The following is a 23,282-nucleotide window of genomic DNA, read 5'->3' on the forward strand; positions in this document are numbered from 1 at the left end:
CAAAGTTTCAATTCCATTTTATTTTACCATATCTCCACAGAGAATAGACACTTTAAGGAAGGGATTCGCTTTAGTATAATGAAGATGGAAGTGAGGGCTTATCATGAGCAAAGAAATTGAAATTGAATGTAAAAATATGGTCACCTGCCGCGATTTCTGCCGGCTTGCCCGGGCTTTTGGCATCGCGGAACATGATTTTAAACAGCAGGAAAACTTTTATTTTGATACACCTGATTTTGCTTTAAAACATGAAAGATCGGCCTTGCGTGTCCGGAAAAAAGCAGGGTACTTCCAGCTCACCCTAAAAACGCCGGAGGAAACCGGACTGCTGGAAACAAGCCAAATGATTGGCGAAAAGGTTTTTCAAAAGCTTAAAAATGGGAGCGGTTTTCCGGAAGGCGAAGTCATGGAAAAATTAATGGAACTAGAAGTGGCGCCAAGTAAATTGGTGTATTTTGGAAAACTTACAACGAAGCGGGCTGAAATCGCATATGAAGGCGGGCTGCTCGTATTTGACCATAATTTTTATTTAAACGAGGAAGATTTTGAGATAGAATATGAAGTAAGTGAACTGGAAACAGGCACAAAGCAGTTTTTAAAATTGCTGGAAACGTACGGCATCCCGCACCATCCGGCAAAAAACAAGGTTCTCCGCTTTTATGAGGCAAAAAGGAGCAATGAGAAATGAGTACAATCAGCCAACTCGCGTCTTTAATGGAACTGGAGGCGCTGCGGTCGCTTTCTCCCGGCAGCAATGCTGCTCAAACGGGCAACAGCACCTCCCTTTTTCAAGAGATGCTGTCAAGCTTTTTAGAAGAAGCAAAGGAAAATGAAACGGCTGCTGGCGCAAGCGGTAAAGACGAATCCGGGGTGTTATCATCCCTGGCAGCAACTTTAAATCCGGCGTTCAATTCATTGTCTTCTTTAACAGGGGAAAATCCGGTGCTTACCACGTTGCCTGCCTTTACGGGATTAAGCACTTTGTCCGGTAAAGCGACAGCAGCTACTGCGCAGGCAGGAACAAGCGCGGCTTTTTCCGCTTCTGCACAAAATTCAGCTTCAGAAAGCACGCAGACAACAGCCGCTTCCGGCAGTGGTGGAATCCCGGCGAAAATCAGCCAGGCGATTCAGCAAGCATCGGAAAAATACGGCGTGCCAGAAAAGCTCATTCAAGCTGTCATCAAACAGGAATCCGGTTATCGTCCGGATGCAGTGAGTGCGGCAGGCGCAGCAGGGCTGATGCAGCTGATGCCAGAAACGGCGGCCTCGCTCGGGGTAAGCAATGTACTTGACCCGGAACAAAATGTGGACGCCGGCACAAAGTATTTGAAATCTTTGCTGGGAAAATACGACCACAATGTCCAGCTTGCATTGGCCGCCTATAATGCAGGCCCCGGCAATGTCGACCGATACGGCGGTATTCCGCCATTCAAAGAAACACAGAAATACGTCTCATCGATTATGAATCATTTGGCATAACGATTAAAACCCGCCGCTCTGTGCGGCATTTTTTTATGGGGAAATTTCTGACTGGAGCCGATGAAGAACATTACCCGGTCAAGGCTCCGCTTTTTTGTCTTTCATTTGTCGTGTGAAGGACATTTTAATGGTTGGTGGCCCGCGCTTTGTCCTTCATTTGCCCGATGAAGGACATTTTAATGGTTGGTGGCTCACGTTTTGTCCTTCATTACCTCGATGAAGGACATTTCTACGGTTTCGAGCTCGTGTTTTGTCCTTCATCAACCCGGTGAAGGACATTTTCCCGGTCTCGGGCCTGCGTTTTGTCTTTCATCTGCCCTATTAAAGACATTTCAATGGTTGGTGGCATGCGTTTTGTCCTTCATTAACCCAATGAAGGACATTTTCACGGTTCGGGGCTCGTGTTTTGTCTTTCATTTGCCCGATGAAGGACATTTCAATGGTTGGTGGCATGCGTTTTGTCCTTCATTAACCCAATGAAGGACATTTTAATGTGTGGTGGCACGCGTTTTGTCCTTCATTACCTCGATGAAGGACATTTTCATGGTCTCGGGCATGCGTTTTGTCCTTCATCAACCCGGTGAAAGACATTTTCACGGTCTCGGGCTCGCGTTTTGTCCTTCATTTGCCGTATGAAGGACATTTCAACGGTTTCGGGCATGCGTTTTTTCCCTTTTACAGATTCAAAAGGACGTTTCGGGCCTGTATGCAGCGTGTTCTGTCCTTTTGACAAGCTCAAAAAGACATTTCGGGCTCAAACGTCACTCCTTTTGTCCTTTTGGCGACATCAAAAAGACAGTTTGAGCCCGGATGCAGCCTGTTTTGTCTTTTTGACAGGTTCAAAAAGACAGTTTGAACCCAGACGCAGCCTGTTTTGTCCTTTTGACAAGCTCAAAAAGACATTTCGAGCCCGAATGCAGCCTGTTTTGTCCTTTTGACAGCCCCAAAAAGACATTTCGAGCCCAATCGCCACTCCTTTTGTCCTTTTGACAGCTTTAAAAAGACAGTTTGAACCCAGACGCAGCCTGTTTTGTCCTTTTGACAAGCTCAAAAAGACATTTCGAGCCCGAATGCAGCCTGTTTTGTCCTTTTGACAGCCCCAAAAAGACATTTCGAGCCCAATCGCCACTCCTTTTGTCCTTTTGGCGGCTTTAAAAAGACATTTCGGGCCCGGGTGCATCCTGTTTTGTCCTTTTGACAATTTCAAAAAGACATTTCGGGCCCGGGTGCATCCTGTTTTGTCCTTTTGACAATTTCAAAAAGACATTTCGAGCCCGGGTGCATCCTGTTTTGTCCTTTTGACAGGTTCAAAAGGACAGTTCGCCGCCTCACACGCATACCTCTTGTTCATCCCGCCGCAATGAAGGACATTTCCCCGGTCACACGCATACATTTTGTCCTTCCCCGCCCCGATAAATATCATTACCACGTTTACATCCCAATGAATTGTCTTTCATCAGGCCGATCGCGCAGGTTTTCCAAAATAAATATTATGACACCTATTGCTGCAGGTCATAGGAAGCTGTGAAAGTTTGCCAAATAAAGCGGATTGTTTGAGTTATTGCGGCCCCCTTGATAAAATAAAGAACAAATGGCAGATATGTCGACAAAAATTTTAATGAGCAAACCTTTCCGTCGATTTTAAATATACGCAAGATAAAAACGAGATAAAGGAGCAGTTATTCTATGGTGGAAAAGAAAACTGTGCCATATGAGATCATTGGGGGAGAAAAACTTGGCCGGCTTGTTGATGCGTTTTACAAGCGGGTCGCCAAACATCCGGATTTAATCCCGATTTTTCCTGATGATTTAACGGAAGTTGCCAGGAAGCAGAAGCAGTTTTTAACGCAGTTTTTGGGCGGTCCCCCGCTGTACACGGAAGAGCACGGGCATCCGATGCTCAGGGCGCGGCACCTGCCACATGAAGTTACGCCTAAACGCGCCAAAGCATGGCTGTCCTGCATGAGTGCCGCAATGGACGAAACAGGGATTGACGGCGAATTCCGCGACTTCTTTTTTCAAAGGCTTGTCCTGACCGCACAGCATATGGTCAATACTCCGGATGATGTGCCAGGTGACGCAAATTGAAAAACATGATTGATTTAATGAAACATTCCAGCTGTTTTTCAAAAAAGCCGCTGGAAATCTACGTTTTTATCGATCCGCTTTGCCCGGAATGCTGGGCGCTGGAACCGGTTTTAAAAAAGCTGCGTCTCGAGTATGGCGTCTATTTCCGCCTCCGCCATGTGCTGATCGGAAAATTATCCAATCTGAACGACATTCCGAAAAAACGGGAAGCGATTGCGGATTACTGGGAAAAAACGGCGAGCCGCACCGGCATGTCCTGCGACGGCAGTTTATGGATTGAAAACCCGATTACGTCGCCTTATATCGTGTCGATTGCGATAAAAGCGGCCGAACTGCAGGGAAAGAAACAGGGATTGCGGTTTTTGCGGAAAGTACAGGAGCTCGTCTTTCTTGAAAAACGAAATATATCGGATATCCAAATTTTAGTGGATTGTGCAAAAGGCGCTTCCATCGATGTCGACGAATTTTTGCATGACATCCATTCCGAAAGCGCAGCGAAGGCTTTTCAGTGCGATTTGAAAATTACGTCGGAAATGGAAGTAACCGAAAGCCCGTCGCTTGTTTTCTTTAATGAACATATTGAAGATGAAGGATTAAAAATTTCCGGACTCTATTCTTATGATATTTATGTACAAGTTCTTCAGGAGATGCTGGGCAAAGAGCCTTCACCATTGCCGCTCCCCCCATTGGAGGAATTTCTGAAGTATTTCGGGTTTGTGGCATCAAAGGAAATTGCGGTGGTATACGATCTGCCGGTCCATGAAGCCGAAAAAGAATTGAAAAAGCTCGTTCTTCAGCAAAAGGTTCGGAAAATCGAAGGAAAGCACGGCTCATTCTGGAAATATATCAACTGACCCTTGTCTATGGCAGGGGATTTTTATATTTTAGGCTTGCTGAGCGAATCCGATTTTGAGTTTGATTTACGAAAATGCGTACGTTTGTCTTCTCCATGTGTTGAATCGACTTTCGCGTCCTGGATTTCCCATAAAATGCTTGCATTTATTTTTTCCAAACATCCTTGCCAAACCCTAAAAAAGAAAGAGGCCTTGCGTTTGCAAGGCCTCTTTCAACACGAACAAAGGGGATGGGAGAAATTTTTCACGGTCAAACAAAGGGGTATGTTTGCTTGTGATCAACTTCACATCTATATAATAACATCCCCCTATCCGGTATGCAAGTACTTGTTAAAGAGTTCACACATCTGTCAAATTTAAATTTTGCATACCGCGTCAGCCTGTTCATAAAATAGCACTGAAGCTGTGTAAATAACGGAAGACCGGGACTGTGTAAACCTGATGAAAGGAGCCTGGTGGATATGAAAAAATGTAAACTTATCGCACTTGCCGCCGGTTTCTGCGCTTTATTCTGCCTGAATCTGCTCGGCCTGATGAAGCTTCTCCCTCTTTTTCTCACGTCCACGCTTTTGTTCGCGGCCATCTTCGCGCTGCTTTTGCATGTAAACCGCCGCAACCGTTTTAAAGGGTTTAACAGGCGCCACTTGTAACAAGCGGCTTAAAAAACAACGCCGCGGGCCTGCTCCCTTATCTACAAAAAGTGTCCCATACAAAATGAGCGGTGGAAAAATTCCGCCGCTGTTTCTTTATCCGAGCAAGTTTTCCATTTCCGTTAATTTTTCTTCAAATACTTTTAATGCAACCGTTTTAAAAGATTTAACAGGCGGCAAGCGGCTTAAAAAACAACGCCGCGGGCCTGCTCCCTTATCTACAAAAAGTGTCCCATACAAAATGAGCGGCGGAAAAATCCCGCCGTTGTTTCTTTATCCGAGCAAGTTTTCCATTTCCGTTAATTTTTCTTCAAATACTTTTAATGCAACCGTTTTAAAAGATTTAACAGGCGGCAAGCGGCTTAAAAAACAACGCTTGCTACCCTGCTCCCTTATTTAAAAAAAGTGTCCCATACAAATTGAGCGGCGGAAAAATTCCGCCGTTGTTTCTTTATCCGAGCAAGTTTTCCATTTCCGTTAATTTTTCTTCAAAAACTTTTAACGCATCTTCGACCGGTTGGGGTGACGTCATATCGACGCCTGCTTTTTTCAATACTTCAATCGGATATTCCGAGCTGCCGGCGCTCAAATAGCCGATATAGCGTTTGACAGCCGGTTCCCCTTCTTCGAGGATTTGTTTGCTTAACGCGGTCGCGGCGCTGAAGCCGGTCGCATACTGATATACATAATAATCGTAATAAAAATGCGGAATGCGTGCCCACTCTAGCCCGATTTCCTGATCAATGGCGGTATCCGTACCATAGTATTTTTGGTTCAGCTTATAATACTCATCTGTTAAAAGTTCCGCCGTCAACGCTTCGCCATGTTGCGCTTTTTGATGGATCAGATGCTCAAATTCAGCAAACATCGTCTGGCGGAAAACCGTCCCGCGGAAACCTTCCAGATAATGATTCAATAAATAAATCCGCTGTTTCTCGTCTTTGATCGTTTTTAACAGATAGTCATTCAATAGTGCCTCATTGCACGTGGAAGCCACTTCCGCCACAAAAATAGAATAATCCCCGTACGGATACGGCTGGTTCTTCCGCGTGTAATAGCTGTGGACGCTGTGGCCGAGCTCATGCGCGAGGGTGAACACATTGTCAATATTGTCCTGCCAGTTCAGCAAAATGTACGGATTGGTCCCGTAAGCGCCCGAAGAATAGGCCCCGCTCCGTTTTCCCTTATTTTCCACCACATCAATCCAGCGGTTTTCAAACGCCTGTTGCAAAATGCTCCGGTATTCCTCGCCGAGCGGATGGAGGCCGTCAAGCACAATCTCTTTCGCTTTTTCATATGTTACTTCCATATCGGCGTCCTGGACAAGCGGCGTATACAAATCATACATATGCACTTCATCAAGCTGCAGCGCTTTTTTGCGCAGTGCAACATACCGATGCAGCAAACCAAGATGCTTGTTCACCGTTTCCACAAGCTGGTCGTACACTTTTTCAGGAATGTGGTTTGCCGAAAGGGCAGCTTCACGCGCCGAATGGTAATGGCGGATTTGCGCAACAACATTGTTCTTTTTCACCTGGCCGCTGAGCGTGCTCGCAAACGTGTTGGTGAATTTTTTGTAGGTTGCATACAATTTCTGGAATGCCTCTTTGCGCACGCGGCGGTCTTTGCTTTCCAGCAGGCGTGTAAAACGGCCGTGCGTGATCTGCACTTCATTGCCGTTTTCATCGATCACGGTCGGGAACTCAAGGTCGGCATTGTTCAGCATGCCGAAAGTGGTGCTGGAAGTATTCAGCACTTCTGAAACCTGTGCGAGCAATGCTTCTTCTTCCTTCGATAAAATATGCGGGCGCATCTCATTGATTTCTTCCAATGCGTGCCGGTACAATTGCAGCGGCTCATAAGCTTCCAGGAATTGGTTCAGTTTCGCTTCTTCAATCGAAAGAATTTCCGGCACCACAAACGCAAACGCGCTCCCAACCTGGGCAGCAAGGCTTTTTGCTTTGCTGTCTATCCCCTGGTAAAAGGCATTCGTTGTGTCCTGGTCATAACGCATATGCGCGTATGTATACAGCTTGCCGAACCTTTCTGTCACTTCATCCTGGAACTTTAGCGCATGATAAAGCTGTTCCGCGCTTTCGCCAAGTTTCCCCTGATAAGAAGCGGCATCGGCCAGCTTTTCTTTTACTGCTTGGTATTCTTTATTCCAGTCATCGTCGCTTGGAAAAATATCCTCAAGCCTCCAGGTTAATGCTTCACGAACTTCGTCCCGGCTTGGCAACGCGTGTACTTTTTTCCCATTTTCCATCAATTTTCCTCCATTCTTCACAAAAAATTCCTTCTTTTTTCATTTTAGCGTAACTCCCCTGATCCCGCTACTGTTCCGCTTTCCCGGTTGAAACACCGGCCCCGAGCACGGAAGACAGATGGCGCTCCATATGTTCAAGTTCTTCTGTATTTTTTGGCGCAAAAACATTTTTATTCATATAGTAGCCTGCTTTTCCTTTTGACCAGAGCCCTAATTGAACGAGCAGCTGCGCATACTCATAAATCATCGCTTTCGCCGCGTTCCTTTCGCGTACATACGGTGACTTTCTGAATGCAATTTCCTTTTTTTCCATCCTCACGGTAAACAGCCGCAGCAGTTCGTCCAGTGAAACCGCTGCTTTTGTCCGCAATGCGAAAAGGGCATCCAGCCATATATAGAATTGCCACTCGACCGGATGCTGTTTACAGGCAGCCATGTGCAAAAGCGGCAGGCCGATAAACGGCGGCAGGGACCCGGGGTGCATTCCCGCTTCATACACGTGCCGTAAAAACGGGTCTTGAAAGGCTTTTCCAAACTGAATCTTCAGGCCGATCCAGCGCCGCCTTTCCGCAAACCATTCAGGAAGCGGCACAGGGGCAGAAACAAATGAAAACTGGTCATCTGTAAACGGAAAAGAAAAGGCAGACAGCGGCTTTTCCGCGTAACAGGCGTGGAACGTTTTGGCGGATATGGGCGTCATGTGGGACAAGAGGCAGACCTTCTTTTTGCCGGGAGGATAGCTGAATAAATAAAAGTGGTGCCGGGTATGCCGTAAAAAAGACAACTGAAAATCGCTGCAACGGTACACGCTTTCCGCCTCTTTCCCTGAGGACCGGAAAGGCATACCGCCCAGTATCCAAACAGGCAAAATGCCGAGGTGCCTGTACCCTTCCGTTCTCTCCATCAGCCGCTCAAACGGGATCGGGGAACACTGGTATTCTATGGCAAAAAGCTGCCGGTATTTGCGCACCACAAGATCTGCCCTTTGCCGGATAGAAGGAAAATATTGTTCGAGGGAAACATCGAGCCCCTGCCCCCTCAACCATAAAAACAAGTCTTTTTTGCCTTGCAAATGCATCGGGCTTTCCGGTTCAGAAAATGTGGCACAAGTGGAATGGCGGTAATGGGAAAAATGGGGGGTGACACGGCTGCCGATTTTTAAAATGAGGGGTTCACGGCAGTCCCGACAGTAAAACGTATGGGAGGTTTTTAACTGCTTTAGATCCAATCTTGTAAAGCGTTCCGTCAGCATGATCAGCTCCCCCCGCTCGTTTAGCGCAGAAAGCAACGGCATCCTCTCCTTTTTTAACTGTAGGCGGGCCCTCTAGCCGGCAGTCCCGCTTTTGTTTGGCCGTGGCATTCGGTCGTATGCAGTTGCCGGCCTCTCCGCAAGCCTTAGATTGACCGGCCCTTATCTGTATAAACGCCATGCACAGCCGTATTGAATACATTCACCACCCGGGGCGAAAAATCCTGTTTGCCAGGATGAATTTTTTCCGGATAAACAAAAAAATCGATGCGTTTGCGCACCGATTTTTATCGATTAAAAGTACGAGTTTAATTTTGCAAATACATTGCTGTCAATGATCGGCTTTCCGTATTCCAGCAGACGATGGCTGGTGACAGAGGAAAGATCGGAATACTCCAGCAGCTGGCTTAACTTAAAGTCATTAGCTTCTTCCGTTACATCTTCCGGGAAGCGGACATACAGATAATATTTGCCTTCAAAGACGTACAGCTTCGTGCTGACGTCTTCCATCCGGACGTTTTTGGCCAGCGCCAGCAAATCTTCAAAGTCCTTGAAATACAAGACCTGTTCGAGCGGATCGCCATCCGTGAAAACCTGCTGCATCGGCGTTTGGAAGTTCTCGCTGAAAAATTCCTCAAGCTGGTCGCCGATTGGCAGTTCTTTCAGCTTCTCATCCGGAATCGGCAACTCAAAACGCTGTCCGTCTTTCGACAACTGCGCTTTCGTGACAAGCACTTCCAGCCCTTTTTCGAGCGCCTGCACCTGTATCCAAAGCGGGCCTTCCGGGTCAAATACATCGTCGTCCGTGTGAATCTCATCCATCATTTCCCAGAACAATTCTTCGCTTCTTTCCCGGTCATACCAGATTTCTTCACGATTAAACCCGCGTTTCTCTATATCAACGTACGAAATATAAAACTTCACCGTGTTCTCATTGATTCTTTCGATTTCCATACATCAACTCTCCCTTCTTGCAGATGTAGTGAAGGGACATGTTCCCCCATTCAGGTATAGGTAACCTTGTACTTTTATTTTATGATAAAATACTGGCAAATGGAAATAAAAAAACTTTCCTTTTTAAAATTCCACGCCGGCCCATTTCTTAAACATCCGGCAAAAAAGATCATTTACATCTTTTTTGTATTGTATCCGATTTGCTGCAGAAATTCAAGACAAAATTTTCTAAATACATATTCGTTATTTGACAATTTTATGACAAAAAGGTGAAGAAAACCTCCCGGGCCGGAACCTGGGAGGTGATTTGCCGGTTTACGCTTATAAAAGGCATCCGGCAAAAGAAATATTAAAAGTTGTCAATTGACAAGCCGTTGTGCTTCCCTTAGCTGGAAGGTCCGCACTTTCCGCGGCAGGAAGCGGCGGATTTCATCTTCGTTATAGCCGACCTGCAGCCGTTTTTCATCCACGATAATTGGCCTTCTTAATAAACCGGGGTTTTGCTGGATCAATGTGTACAATTCTTGGAGCGGCAGGGCATCCAGATCGACGTTTAATTTTTGGAATGTTTTCGAACGGGTGGAAATAATTTCGTCCGTCCCGTCTTCCGTCATCCGCAAAATCCCTTTAATTTCATCCAGTGAAAGCGGTTCAGAAAAAATGTTGCGTTCTTTATACTCAATATGGTTTTCTTCAAGCCAGTTCCTTGCTTTTCTGCATGATGTGCAGCTCGGTGAAGTGTATAATGTGACCATCTAGCATTCACACTCCTAAATTTTTATATTTGGATTCCCATTTGATTCTCACATTAAAATAAGTTTAATCAAACAATCTCTATTATGTATTATACACTATATCCGCGTGATTGAATATATTTTTTTGAAAAATAGTTTGTTGTATTTTTCCACCGGTTTAATAGTCTTCTTTTTCCCCAATTCTCTCTATTTAAACCACTATTCTTCATTTTTTTATAAAAAAAGTGAGAAGAAGAACGCATTTCAACCGGCATGCGTTCTTCTTCCCATTGAGAATGATTAGCCATGATAAGTTTTTTTGTACTGCTCGAGTTCCCTTTCTGAACAGTAAACAAAATGATGCGGTGCCACTTCGCGCATTTTTACTTCTTCGCCTTCCTTGTATTGATGGACGGACGGGTCGTAAATTTTCCGTTGCCGTGTCCGTTCATAATCAGGGTCCGGAAGCGGGATGGCGGATAGCAATGACTGTGTGTACGGATGATGCGGATGGTTATACAAATCATCGGCATCGGCCAGTTCCACAAGCTTGCCGAAATACATGACGCCGATCCGGTCGCTAATGTATTTCACCATCGACAAATCGTGGGCAATGAACAAATACGTTAAATCATGTTCTTTCTGCAGTTTTTTCAACAGGTTCACGACCTGTGCCTGAATCGAGACGTCCAGCGCGGAAATCGGTTCGTCAGCAATAATAAATTCAGGATCGACCGCAAGTGCCCTGGCGATTCCGATCCGCTGCCTTTGCCCGCCCGAGAATTCGTGCGGATAGCGGTTGGCGTGTTCTTTGCTTAAGCCGACTGTTTCCAGCAGTTCATAAACGCGGTGCATCCGTTCTTCATTTGATTTTGCAAGCCCGTGGATATCAATTCCTTCCGCAATGACATCGGCCACTTTCAGGCGCGGATTGAGGGAAGCATACGGGTCCTGGAAAATCATTTGCATTTTCCGGCGAAAATGTTTCAGTTCTTTATGGGACATTTTGGCATGGACATTTTTGCCGCCATACAAAACTTCTCCTGCCGTTGCATTGTAAAGGCGGATAATCGTCCGTCCGGTTGTCGATTTGCCACAGCCGGATTCGCCGACAAGTCCGAGGGTTTCGCCTTTGTAAATATCAAATGTAAGATCATCGACAGCACGGACTTCATTTGCTTTTCCAACATTGAAATATTGTTTTAAATGTTTGACTTCGATCAGTTTTTCTTTCACTGCCATCTTACTTCCCCTCCTCAGCCGGTATCGGGCGCACATTTCCTTTAAACTTGTACATCCGCTTTTTCACGGCTTCCGGCGGCTCTACTTTCGGGGCATCCGGATGCAGGAGCCATGTTGCGGCATAATGCGTGTCCGACACTTTAAACATCGGCGGCTCCTGCTCCAAATCGATTTTAAGTGCGTACGGATTGCGCGGCGCAAAGGCATCCCCTTTTGGCGGGTTCAATAAATCCGGCGGGGTGCCCGGTATCGCGTACAGTTCTTCATCCTTGACATCAAGGCTCGGCATCGAACTGATCAGTCCCCATGTGTACGGATGTTTTGGATTATAAAAAATTTCATCCACGGTTCCGATCTCGACAATTTTTCCGCCGTACATAACGGCAACACGGTCTGCCACATTCGCCACCACGCCCAAATCGTGCGTAATAAAAATAATGGAGGTATCAATTTTAGACTGCAGTTTTTTCATCAGTTCAAGGATTTGCGCCTGAATCGTAACGTCAAGTGCCGTTGTCGGTTCATCCGCAATTAAAATTTTCGGGTTGCACGCCAAAGCAATCGCAATGACGACCCTTTGCCGCATCCCGCCGGAAAACTGGTGAGGATACTGTTTGACACGGATTTCCGCATTCGGGATGCCAACAAGCTTCAAAAGCTCAATGGCACGTTTTTTTGCTTCACTTTTATGCATCTTCTGGTGTTTCAAAAGCGGCTCCATAATCTGCTTCCCGATTGTCATGGTCGGATTTAAAGACGTCATCGGATCTTGGAAAATCATTGAAATCTCTTTCCCACGGATCGATTGCATCTTTCTTTCTGACGCTTTGGCAATGTCGACGTCGCCGAACAGGATTTGCCCCGACTTGATTTCCGAATTGTTAGGAGGCAACAGTCGCATAATCGATTTCGTCGTCACCGATTTTCCTGAACCGGATTCCCCTACGATGGCCAATGTTTCCCCTTTATATAAATCAAAACTCACACCGCGGATCGCTTTTACTTCACCGCCAAAAGTGTGAAAGGATATATTCAGGTCTTTCACTTGCAAAATCTTTTCCATTCGGCTTCACCTCATTTCTTAATCGCGCATTTTCGGGTCAAATGCATCACGTAAACCGTCTGCCAGCAGGTTGAAGGCGACAAGCAGCAAACAAATAATCGTGCCCGGCACTGCCATCAAATACGGCAGGAACTGGAATGTCTTATAACCGTCTTCAATCAATGTCCCGAGCGATGCAGCCGGGGACTGGAGCCCGATCCCGATGAAACTTAAAAAGGCTTCGAAGAAAATTGCACTTGGAATGGTGAACATGGTATTGATAATAATCACCCCGGTCAAATTCGGGAGCAGATGTTTAAATAAAATCCGCATGTTCGAAGCGCCAAGTGTTTTTGCCGCCAATACATACTCCATATTTTTCAGCTTTAACACCTGGCCGCGAACAACCCGTGCCATATTCAGCCAGCCGGTGATTACCATCGCAATCGTGATCGAAAAGATTCCCGGTTTAAAGATCAAAAGCATTAAAATCACGACAATCAAGTTCGGAATACCGGACAAAATTTCAATAATCCGCTGCATCACGTTATCGACCTGCCCGCCTTTGTATCCGGATATGAGGCCGTAAGAAACGCCGATGAGCATATCGATCAACGCCGCAAGGAAGGCAATATATAAGGAAATTCTCGTTCCTTGCCATGCCCTTGCAAACAAGTCGCGGCCGAGGGCATCCGTGCCGAACCAGTAATACGTATGAATATGGTTTTGTTCATACATGTTCACTTTTTGCCCGCCAACCGTCTGGGACCCATCAAAAATGCCGAGCTTTTCAATCACAGGAATTCTTGGCGGCAAATTCGCCCTGGAAGTATCTTGTGCGTACGGACCCGATTTGGAAAGATGCGGCCCAATAATCGCCATCAAAATTAAAATCACAATCACAAACAGACTGGCAACCGCGCCTTTGTTTTTGCGGATCCGCATCCATGCATCCTGCATAAAGGACAGTTGCGGTTTGGCGATCAACTCACTTTGTTCGCGATCCGGGGCTGCGGGTTCAAATAATTCTTTCGGCAATGTCTCTACGTTGTTGTTCATGATTTATTCCCCCCGGCCAATCGAATTCTCGGGTCAATGACACCGTATAAAATGTCGACAACTAATGTAATCAAAACTAACAGGAATGAGAAAAAGAGGGTTGTCCCCATAATAATCGGGTAATCATTCATTTGAATGGATTTAACAAATTGTTCGCCAATCCCGGGAACAGCAAAAATTTGTTCCACAACCATCGATCCGGTCATCAAGTTAACGGCAAGCGGCCCAAGCACCGTAATAAGCGGAATCAGCGCGTTCCGGATCGCGTGCTTAAAGGCGATTTGCCCGTAAGAATTCCCTTTTGCTCTCGCCAGCGTAATGTAATCGGAACCGAACACTTCAATCAGCTCCGTTCTCATAAACCGTGCAGCTGTTGCAACCGGAAAAATAGCGAGCGCAATCGTGGGCAATATGGAAGAGGCGAACCCATCCCAAGCTGCAACCGGCAGCCATTGCAGTTTCGCGCCTATCGCATATTGCAGGACTGCGGCAAATACAAACGAGGGAATGGATATACCGAGGACCGAAAGAAATGTGCTTCCGTAGTCAATCCATGTGTTTTGAAACATTGCCGCCAGTACGCCTAGTAATATGCCAATTAACGTGCCGACAATCATGGCCTGAAGCCCCAACTGCAAGGACGGACCCATCCTTTCCACAATCAGCTGCGTAACCGGCTGGTTGTCAAACTGGAAAGAAACGCCGAGATCCCCTTTCAGCAAATTCACCATATAATTTTTATACTGGACAGGCAAAGATTCATTCAGCCCGTATTTCTGGTTCAGGATATGAACCTGTTCCGGTGATAATTTTTGCTGGTTCCGGAACGGGGTCCCCGGCAAAAATTTCATCAGGAAAAACGTAAAAGAAGCAATAATTAATAAGGTAATGCACAAATAAATAATCCTTTGCACAATGTACTTCGTCACACGTGACACCTCCCAAAGAAAAGGAATGTTTAAATTTTTCACATAAAAATCCTCTTAACGGTGAAAAGAGAGTATTTCGGAAAGAAAATACTCTCTTTTACCTTTTTAATTGAGGTCATGCAGTTTTCTTACTTTTGCACATATGCATCTTTAAACGTGTAATCCGGCCCGAATGTATGGTACTCGATCCCTTTTACATACGGTTTAACAAGGCGTAATGTAGCACGTTGATAAATCGGGCCGATCGCCGCATCGTCCATCAGGATTTTTTCAGCTTGCAGCATGATTTGCCAACGTTTTTCCGGATCATTGCCGTATTTGTTCTTCGCTTCATCAATCAGCTTATCGTATTCTTTATTCGAATAGCCGGATTTGTTGTTATCGCCGTTTGTTACAAACAAGTCGAGGAAGGTCATCGGGTCTTTGTAGTCAGGACTCCAACCGGCAACCTGGATGTCATAATCTTGGTTTGTATCCAATTGCAAACGGTTTTTGAATGGTACGTTTTTCAGTTTGATCGTTAACCCAGGAAGATTCTTTTCCAATTGGTTTTGGAAGAATTCGCCTGTTGTTTTTGCGTTATCTGTATCATCACCGAGAATTTCAAGCGTTAAGTTCTTCTTGCCGAGTTCTTTCAACCCTTTTTCCCAATATTTTTTTGCTTCTGTCGGGTTATACTGGAGGTAAGAACCCGATTCCGTACGGAAATCTTTGCCGTTTTTCGGATCTTTTGTAAAGTCTTTCGGCACGAGCCCGTTTGCCGGAATCGAACCGTTAGACAAGACCGTGTCGACATACGATTTTTTATCATAAGCCATCGCCAGTGCCATCCGGATGTTTTTGTTTGCTAAAGCGGTTTTCTTTCCGTTTCTAACTTCATTGTATTTGAAGTAGAAAACGCTTGACTCCGGATTTGTCACAGCTTCTTTGTTATTTTTATATTGTTTCGCATATTCGGCGCTCAAAACAGTCCGGTCGATTTTGCCCGTATTGTACAAGTTGACGCCTGTGCTTGGCGATTTTACAACCTGAACATTGATTTGGCTCAGTTTCACATGTTTCTTGTCATAGTAATTCGGGTTTTTCACGTATTTCCATGTCAAGCCTGTGCCGTTCCAGTCTTTTAATACGAACGGGCCGTTGAACAGCATATTGTCGCTGTTTGTCCCGAATTTGCTGCCTTTTGACTCAACAAATTTTTGGTTGAGCGGCAAATATGTGCCGAAAGCCAGCAATGATTTTAAGTAAGGAACCGGTTTTTCAAGCTGGACTTGCAATGTATGATCGTCAATCGCTTTTACCCCTAAAGTGCTTAGATCTTTTTTGCCAGCATTGATATCCGAAGCGTTTTTAACGACACCAAAGAACATATAAGCATATTGCGACCCTGTCTTCGGATTCACAGCCCTTTGCCAAGAGTAAACAAAGTCTTTTGCTGTAACCGGATCACCGTTTGACCATTTTGCGTCTTTACGGAGCTTAAATGTATACGTTTTGCCGTCTTTGCTGACTGTCGGTTCTTCTTTCGCAATCCCGAGTTTCAGCTCATCATTTTTCCCAACGACATAAAGGCCTTCCATTGTATTACCGAAAACGGTAAAGCTTGCCGCATCCGTTGCAAGTGTCGGATCCCCTGTCGGAAGTTCAGCCGTTTCATCCATATTCAGCACTTGCTTGGTTTTGGATGAACCGCTGCTTGAACCTGAGCTGCTGTTTTTGCTTCCGCCGCCGCATGCGCCGAGGACGAGCGACAGGGCAAAAGCCAGCGTCATAAACACATAAAATTTTGACTTCTTCATCAGCTAACCACCCTTTTTTTATTTTTCTGAAAAGCTAGTGACTTTTCGAATTTAATTATACTAACATTTCACTTTCTTGTACATGTTTTTTTAATCTTTTTTAATTACGTAAAAGGAGTAATAAACCAAAAAGATATTGTCATCTCAATATTGTAACCCCTTACAAATGGTTAAAAAAATTATAAATAAAACTATTAAAATAAATAAACTTTGGTAGGTTTTTTAACAATGTTTTTTGTTTGAAAGCGTTAACAAACGCTTAACTTCCGCGTTCCGTTGTATTTATAATTTTTTCATTAATTTTAATAAATTTAATTTAACTTTAATTTAGGTTTAGATTTTCCGCTATTTCATCTTTTCTTTTGTTCCTGTATAATGAATGAAAATCATTTTGTAGGTGAGCGTATGTTCAAAAAGCTTGTCTGCTGGTTGCTGGCCTCCCAGTTGCTTGTTTTGTTTTTTTCTTTTTTGGTGTATAAGCGGATCGATTTGCTTAGCTATATTAATACTTCATTTACGATCGGGGCACTGTTGATTCTTTTTGCCGCATCGGTTTTCATGGCGCGGACCGGTTTTTTTGACGCGTTTGTTTACGGTTTTCAAAGAATGTCTTCTAAATTTAACGAGGAGGACGTCCGCCCGCTGTCGAAGCTGGTTACCTTGCGTGTTTCCATGCCTTTTCTTACCGGGGTGTCCATGATGGTGCTGATGGCCATCGCCCTTTTTCTGCAAAGTTCGTCATAAAATGCTGGCCGTTTAAAACGATCAGGCAAAGACGGAATCCTACATAAAATGGGCCTTGGCGGACAGCGGTTTTTGACATTTTTCCATCTTTTCATTATAATGATACTGGTATATAGAAGCGATGAAAAAGAAGAGTACATCTGTTTATGGCTTTTCAGAGAGTTTGTGGCTGGTGGAAACAAACATGCCTGCAGGTGGAATGGGCTTTCGAGCTCCGGAGATGAACGGGCGGCCGCCTCATTAGTTTCCGGCGTACGCCTTGCGTTAACCAGGCTCCAATTGGCATTGGAACTAAGCGGCCCGTATTGCCGGGCACTTAGGGTGGCACCGCGGATTTATCCCATTCGTCCCTAATTTTGGTTGAATGGGTTTTTTATTTTTCTGGAAAAATATCCATGCTTTAGGAGGAAGAAAAAATGAGGACGATTTTTTCAGCTATTCAGCCGAGTGGAACGATCCACATCGGGAACTATCTTGGGTCAATGAAGCAGTTTGTGGAATTGCAGAACAGCTTTAATTGCTATTTTTGCATTGCTGACGAGCACGCCATTACCGTCCCGCAAGACCGCCTTGAACTCCGCAAAAACATCAGGAGCCTTGCCGCTTTTTATCTGGCAGTCGGCATTGACCCGAACAAAGCGACGCTCTTTATCCAGTCGGAAGTGCCGGCGCACGCCCAGGCCGCATGGATGCTGCAATGCGTTGCCTATGTCGGCGAGTTGGAAAGGATGACGCAGTTTAAAGACAAATCTGCAGGGAAAGAAAGCGTATCGGCCGGGCTTCTCACATACCCGCCGCTCATGGCCGCTGATATTCTACTGTATAGCACGGATCTTGTGCCGGTCGGTGAGGACCAGAAACAGCATCTCGAGCTGACAAGGGATTTGGCGGAAAGGTTCAATAAACGTTACCTCGAAATTTTTACGCTGCCGGATATTAAGCTTTCCAATTCCGGAGCAAGGATTATGTCGCTGCAGGACCCGATGAAAAAAATGAGCAAATCCGATCCGAATAAAAAAGCATTTATCTCGCTGCTTGATGACCCGAAACTGGTCGACAAAAAGATTAAAAGCGCGGTTACAGACTCAGAAGGCGTGGTCAAATACGACAAAGAGCGGAAACCGGGCATTTCCAATTTGCTCGACATCTATTCCAACTTCAGCAGCTTGACCATTGAAGAGCTGGAACGGAAATATGACGGCGTCGGCTATGGCGCGTTTAAAGCGGATCTCGTTGATGTAGTGAATGAAGGGCTGGCCCCGATCCAAAAACGGTATTATAAACTGATTGAATCGGAGGAACTGGACCGGATTTTAGATGAAGGCGCGGAAAAAGCCAGTATTGTAGCCGGAAATATGCTGAGAAAAATGGAAAATGCGATGGGATTGGGCAGAAAAAAACGCCATTAAGAAAAAAACGAGTTGCGGAGGTTTCGCAACTCGTTTTTACATCAGTTCGCTTTTTTCATTGTGTTCCAGTTCCCATAGTTTTTCAAAAAAAGGCTGCCCTTTGATCATATTTTCGCACAACTGTTCATGCTTTTTGGACCAGCCTGTTTTTGTTTCTGCATAAAGCCGCTCCCACGCATCTTCAAAAGGCATAAACTGGATGTGTTCATACTGCTCCGGGCACCACTCTGTATACCAGTACCGCACTTCCGCCGTATTTTTCGAGGAATAGAGCTGGTCGAGCGCCATAAATAACAGCTGCTTTAATTGTCGTTCCCTTCTTGTCAGCCCCTGCATGCACTCCGGCGACGGGGATAAAATATGATGTTCTTTCGGATTGCTGCGGTTTTCAAACGGATAGGACACCGGTTCATGCCCTTCGATCATTTCATAGACAAGCTGTTCCTGCCTCGGAATCAGCCGGCTTTTGCGGATCGGTAGCGTATAGCCGATCGTATCCACCGCCAAAATCCCTTTTCCATCCGTCACGACAAAACAATATTCCAGCTGGATTCGTTCATGGTTTTTGCGCAAAACCGCCTTCTGGAAAACATCATTCAGCAAAGTTTGCGGCAGTTCAGCCAAATCGTTTTCAATGTACTCGTATAAAAGCGTGTCCACAAATAAAAGCGGCACCTGGTCCAGCAGTTCAATCACATCGTCCCTCCGCCACTCATGGAATGGGCAGACATTATAACTGTTTTCCTCCCCCTCGAACCAGTTGACCCATATATCGTGAAGATACAGCATGGATAACCCCCCGTATACTCTGTTTGTCATTCAGTATAGGCAGGGGGCAGTTAAATTATTCCTTCTTTTCCGGATTCCGCTGTGTAGAAAATAAAGATTGCACTTCGCTTGTAAAAAGAAGAACCCCAATCCCACCGCGTCGAAAAGGAAGAAGGCCTGCTTTAAAAGACGCTTCGTTTTCCCTCCCCCGGTAAGTCGGAAAGGATAAAGGCTCTGCTTTAAAAAGACGCTCTGCTCTCCCGATCCCGGCAAGCCGGAAAGGAAAAAGGCCCTGCCAAAGACAGGGCCTTTATGGATTATTCTTGGGTGTCCGCTTTTTCGGATGTGACACTCACCTTGCTCCAATCCGTTTGTGTTTCATCCGGATATACAGCCAAGTTTTTCACGCGGTTGTTCACCGCATACAATTGATAACGGTAAACGGTCGGAATGACTGCCGCTTCCTCATTCATATACTTCTGCCATTCATTGTAAACCTTTTTGCGGTATGCTGTGTCAAAGGCTTGCGGAGAATGCCCTTTTTCCAACAGTTCATCATTTTTCTTGCTGACAAAGCGGGTGTAGTTAAACATAACGTTCCGACCGTACAAGCCGTACGGGTCCACATCGCTACCTGTTCCCCAGGCACCTGCATAGATATCCACTTTCGGGTCATCCTTTTGCACCATATCATAGAAGGAGTTAAACTCAGCAAGACGACCGTTAACAAGTTTGACATTTAAGCCGACATCTTTCCAGCACTGCATATAGAATTTTGCCAGCGGCTCGGCCGTATCCCCGCCGCTCATGGAAAGGAAATTAATGACGAATTTTTTGCCGTTTGGATCTTCACGGTACCCGTCTTTGTCGACATCTTTATAACCGGCTTCATCAAGCAGTTTCTTTGCTTTTTTCGGATCATACGTGTACCCTTTTGCGGACTTGTCATGCCATTCCGGGAAAGATGGCGGAATTAAAGTCGTCGCCGGGAAACGCAAACCGTGGTAGATTTTTTCGCCGACTGACTTGTTATCGAGCGCATACGCCATCGCCTGGCGCAGTTTTTTATTTTGGAATTTCGGGTTATCCATGACGTTTTCCTGTTTCTTTGCATCCCAGTGGCCGAGTTTAAATCCGATATAGCTGTAAGCCAAATCGATCGTGCCGAGCAGCTGGAAGTTTTTTACACCTTTAGCAGCCTCGTATTGGTCTACCGGGAAAGCAGCATAGTCAATTTCGCCTTTTTTCAAGGCTTGTAACACCACTTTCGGATTGACCACTTTGATGACGACACCTTTCAGTTTCGGTTTTCCTGCCCAGTAATGGTCGTTTCTGACAAGTTCAACAGACTCGCCCGGAACCACTTTTTTAACTTTAAACGGACCGAAGCCTAAAGGATGTAACCGAATTTTATCCGACTGTGCCATTTTTGCGATCGGCACATCTTTTAAGTAATGTTTCGGAAGCGGTGTTGTCCAGACGCCTGTTTTTTCGGAAGGGTTGGCACTCTTCCAGGTAATGGAAATCGTTTTATCATCGATTACTTTAACACCAGAAATGTTTTTCGCTTTTCCTTTATGGTATTCATCCATGCCGACGATATTTTGGAACAGAGCATCGCCGTAGCGCACACCGGTATAGTCTTTATTTCCGATAACCAGGTATGCAAATTCGAGGTCTTCGGCGGTTACCGGCTTCCCATCAGACCAGTTGACATTGTCTTTGATTTTAATCGTCATTGTTTTGTTGTCATTGGACAATTTGTACGTGGCGGCGCCGTCATTCGTAAATTCATAGTTTTCGTCTGTTTTTAACAGCGAATCATCAAAAAATTTAATGACTTCAAAATCCGGTTGCCCTTCGTAGAAAGCAAGGTTGAATGTGCCTTCAATCGGCGTATCGGAAACGATGCCGTAATTCAAAATCCCGCCGTCAATCGCTTTTTTGTTGTTTTTGACGGTATTCGGAAACTTGCTTGTTAAATCTTCCGTTTTCACTGCCTTGTCTTCCTTGCTTCCGCTGCTCGGTGAATTGTTACAGGCTGACAGCACCAATACGAGTATCACCAGCAAACTGAATACGCTTGACCATTTTCTTTTCCTCATTGCTAAGCCCCCTCTTTTTTATCCTTGTCTTTGTCTTGCATCGGCTGCGCGTTTTAACGCCTGGCCGATAAAATTTATACACAGCATCATCACCAGAATCAGGAGCGATGCAGGTAACCAAATCCACCATTTATGCTGGAGCACATCCGGGTTTGTGGCATAACTGACCAACGTCCCAAGGCTCGGTGTGCTTTCCGGCAACCCGAAGCCGAGATAGGTCAGGCTCGATTCAATCCCAATATTGCTTGCCAAGTTAATCGTCAAGTTCACGATAATAATCGAGCTCAAATTCGGCAGGACCTGGAAGAGAATAATTTTCCAGTCCGGCGTACCGAGCGTCTTGGAAGCACTGACATAGTCGAGTTCCCTTTCCGAAAGCGTCTTGGAACGAATCAGTCTTGCTTTTCCGACCCAAAGGAATGCACTCATAATGAGAATAAAAGAAAACACATTATATTTCGGTACGATTGTCACGAGGACAATGATGAGCATGAGAAACGGCAGGACAAGAATAAAGTCAATGATTCTCATGATGATATTGTCAATGACTCCGCCGAAGTAACCGGCAATTAATCCGACCGCAAGCCCGATTGCACCGGTAATCAACGTAATCGCAAGCCCGATTGTAAACGAATTTTTTGCACCGATAATCAGTTGCCCGAATATATCCCGGCCGCCGTAATCGGTGCCGAGCCAGTGTTCAGCTGAGGGCGGTGCGTAAATGGATAAAAGGTCAACCTTTACAATCTCATTTTCGTTTAAAATCAATGACATGCCGTAAACTGTTATCAGAATCAGCCCCAGCACGATCATGGAGATAACGGCCATTTTATCTTTGATCAGTTCCCGCCAGATAATCGAAAATCCGGACGGGCTTTTTTCTGTTTCGACAGTTGCGGGCTGTTGTGTTGAAATGACTGCTTTCATCCTCTCACCCCCCGTTACTCAATCCGGATACGCGGATCCACAGCGCTTAAAATAATGTCTGATAATAATGTGCCGAACAAGGTCGCCACGCCGGAAATCATCACGAGCGCCGTGACTACGCTGTAATCACGCTGCATAATCGATTGCAAAAACAGCTGCCCAATCCCCGGATAACCGAATATCGATTCCAAAATGACGGACCCGCCGATTAATCCGGTAATCTCATAACCGAAAAAGGTGGCGATCGGTAAAAGCGAATTTCTTAAAATATGATGCGTATACACCTTCGATTCAGGCACGCCTTTTGCCCGCGCCGTTTTTACAAAATCTTTGATTTTTGTATCGATGATTTCATTCCGCAAATACTGGATCGTGCCCACCGTTGCAAGCAGCGATCCGGATAAGGCTGGCAAAATTAGATGGTAAGCCTTGCTCATGAAATATTCAAACGTGCCGTCACGGGCCTGGATATTGACACTGCCGCTTGTCGGAAACCATGATAGGACAAAACCGAACACAAACAGCATAATCAATGCAAAGATAAACAGCGGAGTTGCATAGCTGAGATAGTTATAACCGGTAATCAGCTTATCCGCCCATGAATCCGTCCATCGCCCGGCCACGATCCCAAGCGGAATGGCGATCAAATATGTCAGGATCAGAATCACCGCCGACAGTAAAATCGTGTTCCACAGTCGCCCGGCAAGCAGTTCTGTTACAGGCTGCTGGTGAATATAAGACATGCCAAGATCGCCTTTGAAGAGATTTTTCACCCAGCGGGCGTACTGTACATAAGCCGGATCATACAGCCCCAATTTTTCTTTCATTTCATGAAGCGTGTGGATATCCATTTTCGGATTGCTCGCCAGCCGGCCGGTCAGTGCATCGCCGGGCATGGCCTTTGCCAGCACGAAAATCAAAATACTCAAAATAATTAATTGAGGGATCATGATGAGAATTCTGCGCAATATAAATTTAATCATA

At 45.5% G+C, this 23,282-nt stretch carries 20 protein-coding genes and 1 other annotated feature; of the genes, 7 read left to right on the top strand and 13 right to left on the bottom strand.

The window, feature by feature from the left end; genetic code table 11:
• Window positions 1-103: 103 nt before the first annotated feature.
• The 5 genes from BCOA_RS18850 to BCOA_RS18880 all read left to right on the top strand — a co-directional run bounded on the left by BCOA_RS18850 (window position 104) and on the right by BCOA_RS18880 (window position 5,071).
• Window positions 104-688, top strand: a complete 585-nt coding sequence (locus BCOA_RS18850) for a CYTH domain-containing protein (RefSeq protein ID WP_014095718.1) — start codon at window positions 104-106, stop codon at window positions 686-688.
• Window positions 685-1,479 carry a lytic transglycosylase domain-containing protein gene (locus tag BCOA_RS18855; protein ID WP_014095719.1) on the top strand — a complete coding sequence of 265 codons (795 nt, stop codon included), beginning with the start codon at window positions 685-687 and terminating at the stop codon, window positions 1,477-1,479. The genes BCOA_RS18850 and BCOA_RS18855 overlap by 4 nt, the downstream gene beginning before the upstream one ends.
• Window positions 1,480-3,165: 1,686 nt before the next feature.
• Window positions 3,166-3,567, top strand: coding sequence for a globin domain-containing protein (locus BCOA_RS18870; protein ID WP_014095722.1), 402 nt, complete (start codon window positions 3,166-3,168; stop codon window positions 3,565-3,567).
• A complete protein-coding gene (locus BCOA_RS18875) occupies window positions 3,564-4,421 on the top strand; it encodes a ClpXP adapter SpxH family protein (protein ID WP_014095723.1) in 858 nt (285 codons plus the stop codon). The genes BCOA_RS18870 and BCOA_RS18875 overlap by 4 nt, the downstream gene beginning before the upstream one ends.
• Before the next feature lie 461 nt (window positions 4,422-4,882).
• On the top strand, window positions 4,883-5,071 hold the full coding sequence (locus BCOA_RS18880; RefSeq protein ID WP_014095724.1) for a hypothetical protein: 189 nt from the start codon (window positions 4,883-4,885) through the stop codon (window positions 5,069-5,071).
• A 451-nt stretch (window positions 5,072-5,522) separates the two neighbouring features.
• Here BCOA_RS18880 and pepF read toward each other — a convergent pair whose 3' ends face one another.
• The 9 genes from pepF to BCOA_RS18935 form a co-directional block, all read right to left on the bottom strand.
• Window positions 5,523-7,337 carry an oligoendopeptidase F gene (gene pepF, locus BCOA_RS18890; RefSeq protein WP_014095725.1) on the bottom strand — a complete coding sequence of 605 codons (1,815 nt, stop codon included), beginning with the start codon at window positions 7,335-7,337 and terminating at the stop codon, window positions 5,523-5,525.
• Between the two features lie 67 nt (window positions 7,338-7,404).
• Window positions 7,405-8,589: a competence protein CoiA gene (locus BCOA_RS18895; protein WP_235221818.1), complete on the bottom strand. Its 1,185-nt coding sequence runs from the start codon at window positions 8,587-8,589 to the stop codon at window positions 7,405-7,407.
• A gap of 291 nt (window positions 8,590-8,880) precedes the next feature.
• Window positions 8,881-9,540 carry an adaptor protein MecA gene (mecA, locus tag BCOA_RS18900; RefSeq protein ID WP_014095727.1) on the bottom strand — a complete coding sequence of 220 codons (660 nt, stop codon included), beginning with the start codon at window positions 9,538-9,540 and terminating at the stop codon, window positions 8,881-8,883.
• Window positions 9,541-9,899: 359 nt separating this feature from the next.
• Complete coding sequence (gene spxA / locus BCOA_RS18910; protein ID WP_013858789.1) at window positions 9,900-10,295, bottom strand: transcriptional regulator SpxA; 396 nt, start codon at window positions 10,293-10,295, stop codon at window positions 9,900-9,902.
• Window positions 10,296-10,574: 279 nt separating this feature from the next.
• Complete coding sequence (locus tag BCOA_RS18915) at window positions 10,575-11,516, bottom strand: ABC transporter ATP-binding protein (protein WP_014095728.1); 942 nt, start codon at window positions 11,514-11,516, stop codon at window positions 10,575-10,577.
• A 1-nt stretch (window position 11,517) separates the two neighbouring features.
• A complete protein-coding gene (locus BCOA_RS18920) occupies window positions 11,518-12,579 on the bottom strand; it encodes an ABC transporter ATP-binding protein (protein WP_014095729.1) in 1,062 nt (353 codons plus the stop codon).
• An 18-nt stretch (window positions 12,580-12,597) separates the two neighbouring features.
• Complete coding sequence (gene opp3C, locus BCOA_RS18925; RefSeq protein ID WP_014095730.1) at window positions 12,598-13,617, bottom strand: oligopeptide ABC transporter permease; 1,020 nt, start codon at window positions 13,615-13,617, stop codon at window positions 12,598-12,600.
• Window positions 13,614-14,546, bottom strand: a complete 933-nt coding sequence (gene opp3b / locus BCOA_RS18930; protein ID WP_014095731.1) for an oligopeptide ABC transporter permease — start codon at window positions 14,544-14,546, stop codon at window positions 13,614-13,616. Before opp3b ends, opp3C begins: the two co-directional genes overlap by 4 nt.
• Before the next feature lie 128 nt (window positions 14,547-14,674).
• Complete coding sequence (locus BCOA_RS18935; protein ID WP_014095732.1) at window positions 14,675-16,345, bottom strand: peptide ABC transporter substrate-binding protein; 1,671 nt, start codon at window positions 16,343-16,345, stop codon at window positions 14,675-14,677.
• A gap of 405 nt (window positions 16,346-16,750) precedes the next feature.
• On the opposite strand from BCOA_RS18935, the gene BCOA_RS18940 reads away from it, so the two are divergent.
• Window positions 16,751-17,089: a DUF3899 domain-containing protein gene (locus BCOA_RS18940; RefSeq protein WP_014095733.1), complete on the top strand. Its 339-nt coding sequence runs from the start codon at window positions 16,751-16,753 to the stop codon at window positions 17,087-17,089.
• Between the two features lie 112 nt (window positions 17,090-17,201).
• Window positions 17,202-17,444: a binding site (T-box leader), on the top strand.
• 61 nt (window positions 17,445-17,505) lie between these two features.
• A complete protein-coding gene (trpS, locus tag BCOA_RS18945; RefSeq protein ID WP_014095735.1) occupies window positions 17,506-18,498 on the top strand; it encodes a tryptophan--tRNA ligase in 993 nt (330 codons plus the stop codon).
• A gap of 36 nt (window positions 18,499-18,534) precedes the next feature.
• Here trpS and BCOA_RS18950 read toward each other — a convergent pair whose 3' ends face one another.
• The 4 genes from BCOA_RS18950 to opp4B form a co-directional block, all read right to left on the bottom strand.
• The gene (locus tag BCOA_RS18950; RefSeq protein WP_014095736.1) at window positions 18,535-19,287 is read right to left on the bottom strand and encodes a YjbA family protein; all 753 of its coding nucleotides are present in this window, start codon (window positions 19,285-19,287) and stop codon (window positions 18,535-18,537) included.
• Window positions 19,288-19,583: 296 nt separating this feature from the next.
• Window positions 19,584-21,371 (bottom strand): oligopeptide ABC transporter substrate-binding protein, encoded by a 1,788-nt coding sequence (opp4A, locus tag BCOA_RS18955; RefSeq protein ID WP_014095737.1) that lies wholly within the window; start codon window positions 21,369-21,371, stop codon window positions 19,584-19,586.
• Window positions 21,372-21,389: 18 nt separating this feature from the next.
• Complete coding sequence (locus BCOA_RS18960; protein ID WP_014095738.1) at window positions 21,390-22,298, bottom strand: ABC transporter permease; 909 nt, start codon at window positions 22,296-22,298, stop codon at window positions 21,390-21,392.
• 14 nt (window positions 22,299-22,312) lie between these two features.
• Entirely contained in the window at window positions 22,313-23,281 is a 969-nt protein-coding gene (gene opp4B / locus BCOA_RS18965) for an oligopeptide ABC transporter permease (protein WP_014095739.1), read from the bottom strand.
• Window position 23,282 lies beyond the last annotated feature (1 nt).

Source organism: Heyndrickxia coagulans 36D1 (genome assembly GCF_000169195.2).
GTDB classification, from domain to species: Bacteria; Bacillota; Bacilli; order Bacillales; family Bacillaceae_C; genus Weizmannia; species Weizmannia faecalis.

Excerpts from the sequence above, each read along its gene's own strand:
- opp4B (WP_014095739.1), bottom strand. The coding sequence starts at position 23,281 with ATGATTAAATTTATATTGCGCAGAATTCTCATCATGATCCCTCAATTA.
- opp3C (WP_014095730.1), bottom strand. The coding sequence starts at position 13,617 with ATGAACAACAACGTAGAGACATTGCCGAAAGAATTATTTGAACCCGCA.
- trpS (WP_014095735.1), top strand. The coding sequence starts at position 17,506 with ATGAGGACGATTTTTTCAGCTATTCAGCCGAGTGGAACGATCCACATC.
- BCOA_RS18935 (WP_014095732.1), bottom strand. The coding sequence starts at position 16,345 with ATGAAGAAGTCAAAATTTTATGTGTTTATGACGCTGGCTTTTGCCCTG.
- BCOA_RS18880 (WP_014095724.1), top strand. The coding sequence starts at position 4,883 with ATGAAAAAATGTAAACTTATCGCACTTGCCGCCGGTTTCTGCGCTTTA.
- BCOA_RS18920 (WP_014095729.1), bottom strand. The coding sequence starts at position 12,579 with ATGGAAAAGATTTTGCAAGTGAAAGACCTGAATATATCCTTTCACACT.
- spxA (WP_013858789.1), bottom strand. The coding sequence starts at position 10,295 with ATGGTCACATTATACACTTCACCGAGCTGCACATCATGCAGAAAAGCA.
- BCOA_RS18850 (WP_014095718.1), top strand. The coding sequence starts at position 104 with ATGAGCAAAGAAATTGAAATTGAATGTAAAAATATGGTCACCTGCCGC.
- BCOA_RS18950 (WP_014095736.1), bottom strand. The coding sequence starts at position 19,287 with ATGCTGTATCTTCACGATATATGGGTCAACTGGTTCGAGGGGGAGGAA.
- BCOA_RS18895 (WP_235221818.1), bottom strand. The coding sequence starts at position 8,589 with ATGCTGACGGAACGCTTTACAAGATTGGATCTAAAGCAGTTAAAAACC.
- mecA (WP_014095727.1), bottom strand. The coding sequence starts at position 9,540 with ATGGAAATCGAAAGAATCAATGAGAACACGGTGAAGTTTTATATTTCG.
- pepF (WP_014095725.1), bottom strand. The coding sequence starts at position 7,337 with ATGGAAAATGGGAAAAAAGTACACGCGTTGCCAAGCCGGGACGAAGTT.
- opp4A (WP_014095737.1), bottom strand. The coding sequence starts at position 21,371 with ATGAGGAAAAGAAAATGGTCAAGCGTATTCAGTTTGCTGGTGATACTC.
- BCOA_RS18960 (WP_014095738.1), bottom strand. The coding sequence starts at position 22,298 with ATGAAAGCAGTCATTTCAACACAACAGCCCGCAACTGTCGAAACAGAA.
- BCOA_RS18855 (WP_014095719.1), top strand. The coding sequence starts at position 685 with ATGAGTACAATCAGCCAACTCGCGTCTTTAATGGAACTGGAGGCGCTG.
- BCOA_RS18915 (WP_014095728.1), bottom strand. The coding sequence starts at position 11,516 with ATGGCAGTGAAAGAAAAACTGATCGAAGTCAAACATTTAAAACAATAT.
- BCOA_RS18940 (WP_014095733.1), top strand. The coding sequence starts at position 16,751 with ATGTTCAAAAAGCTTGTCTGCTGGTTGCTGGCCTCCCAGTTGCTTGTT.
- BCOA_RS18870 (WP_014095722.1), top strand. The coding sequence starts at position 3,166 with ATGGTGGAAAAGAAAACTGTGCCATATGAGATCATTGGGGGAGAAAAA.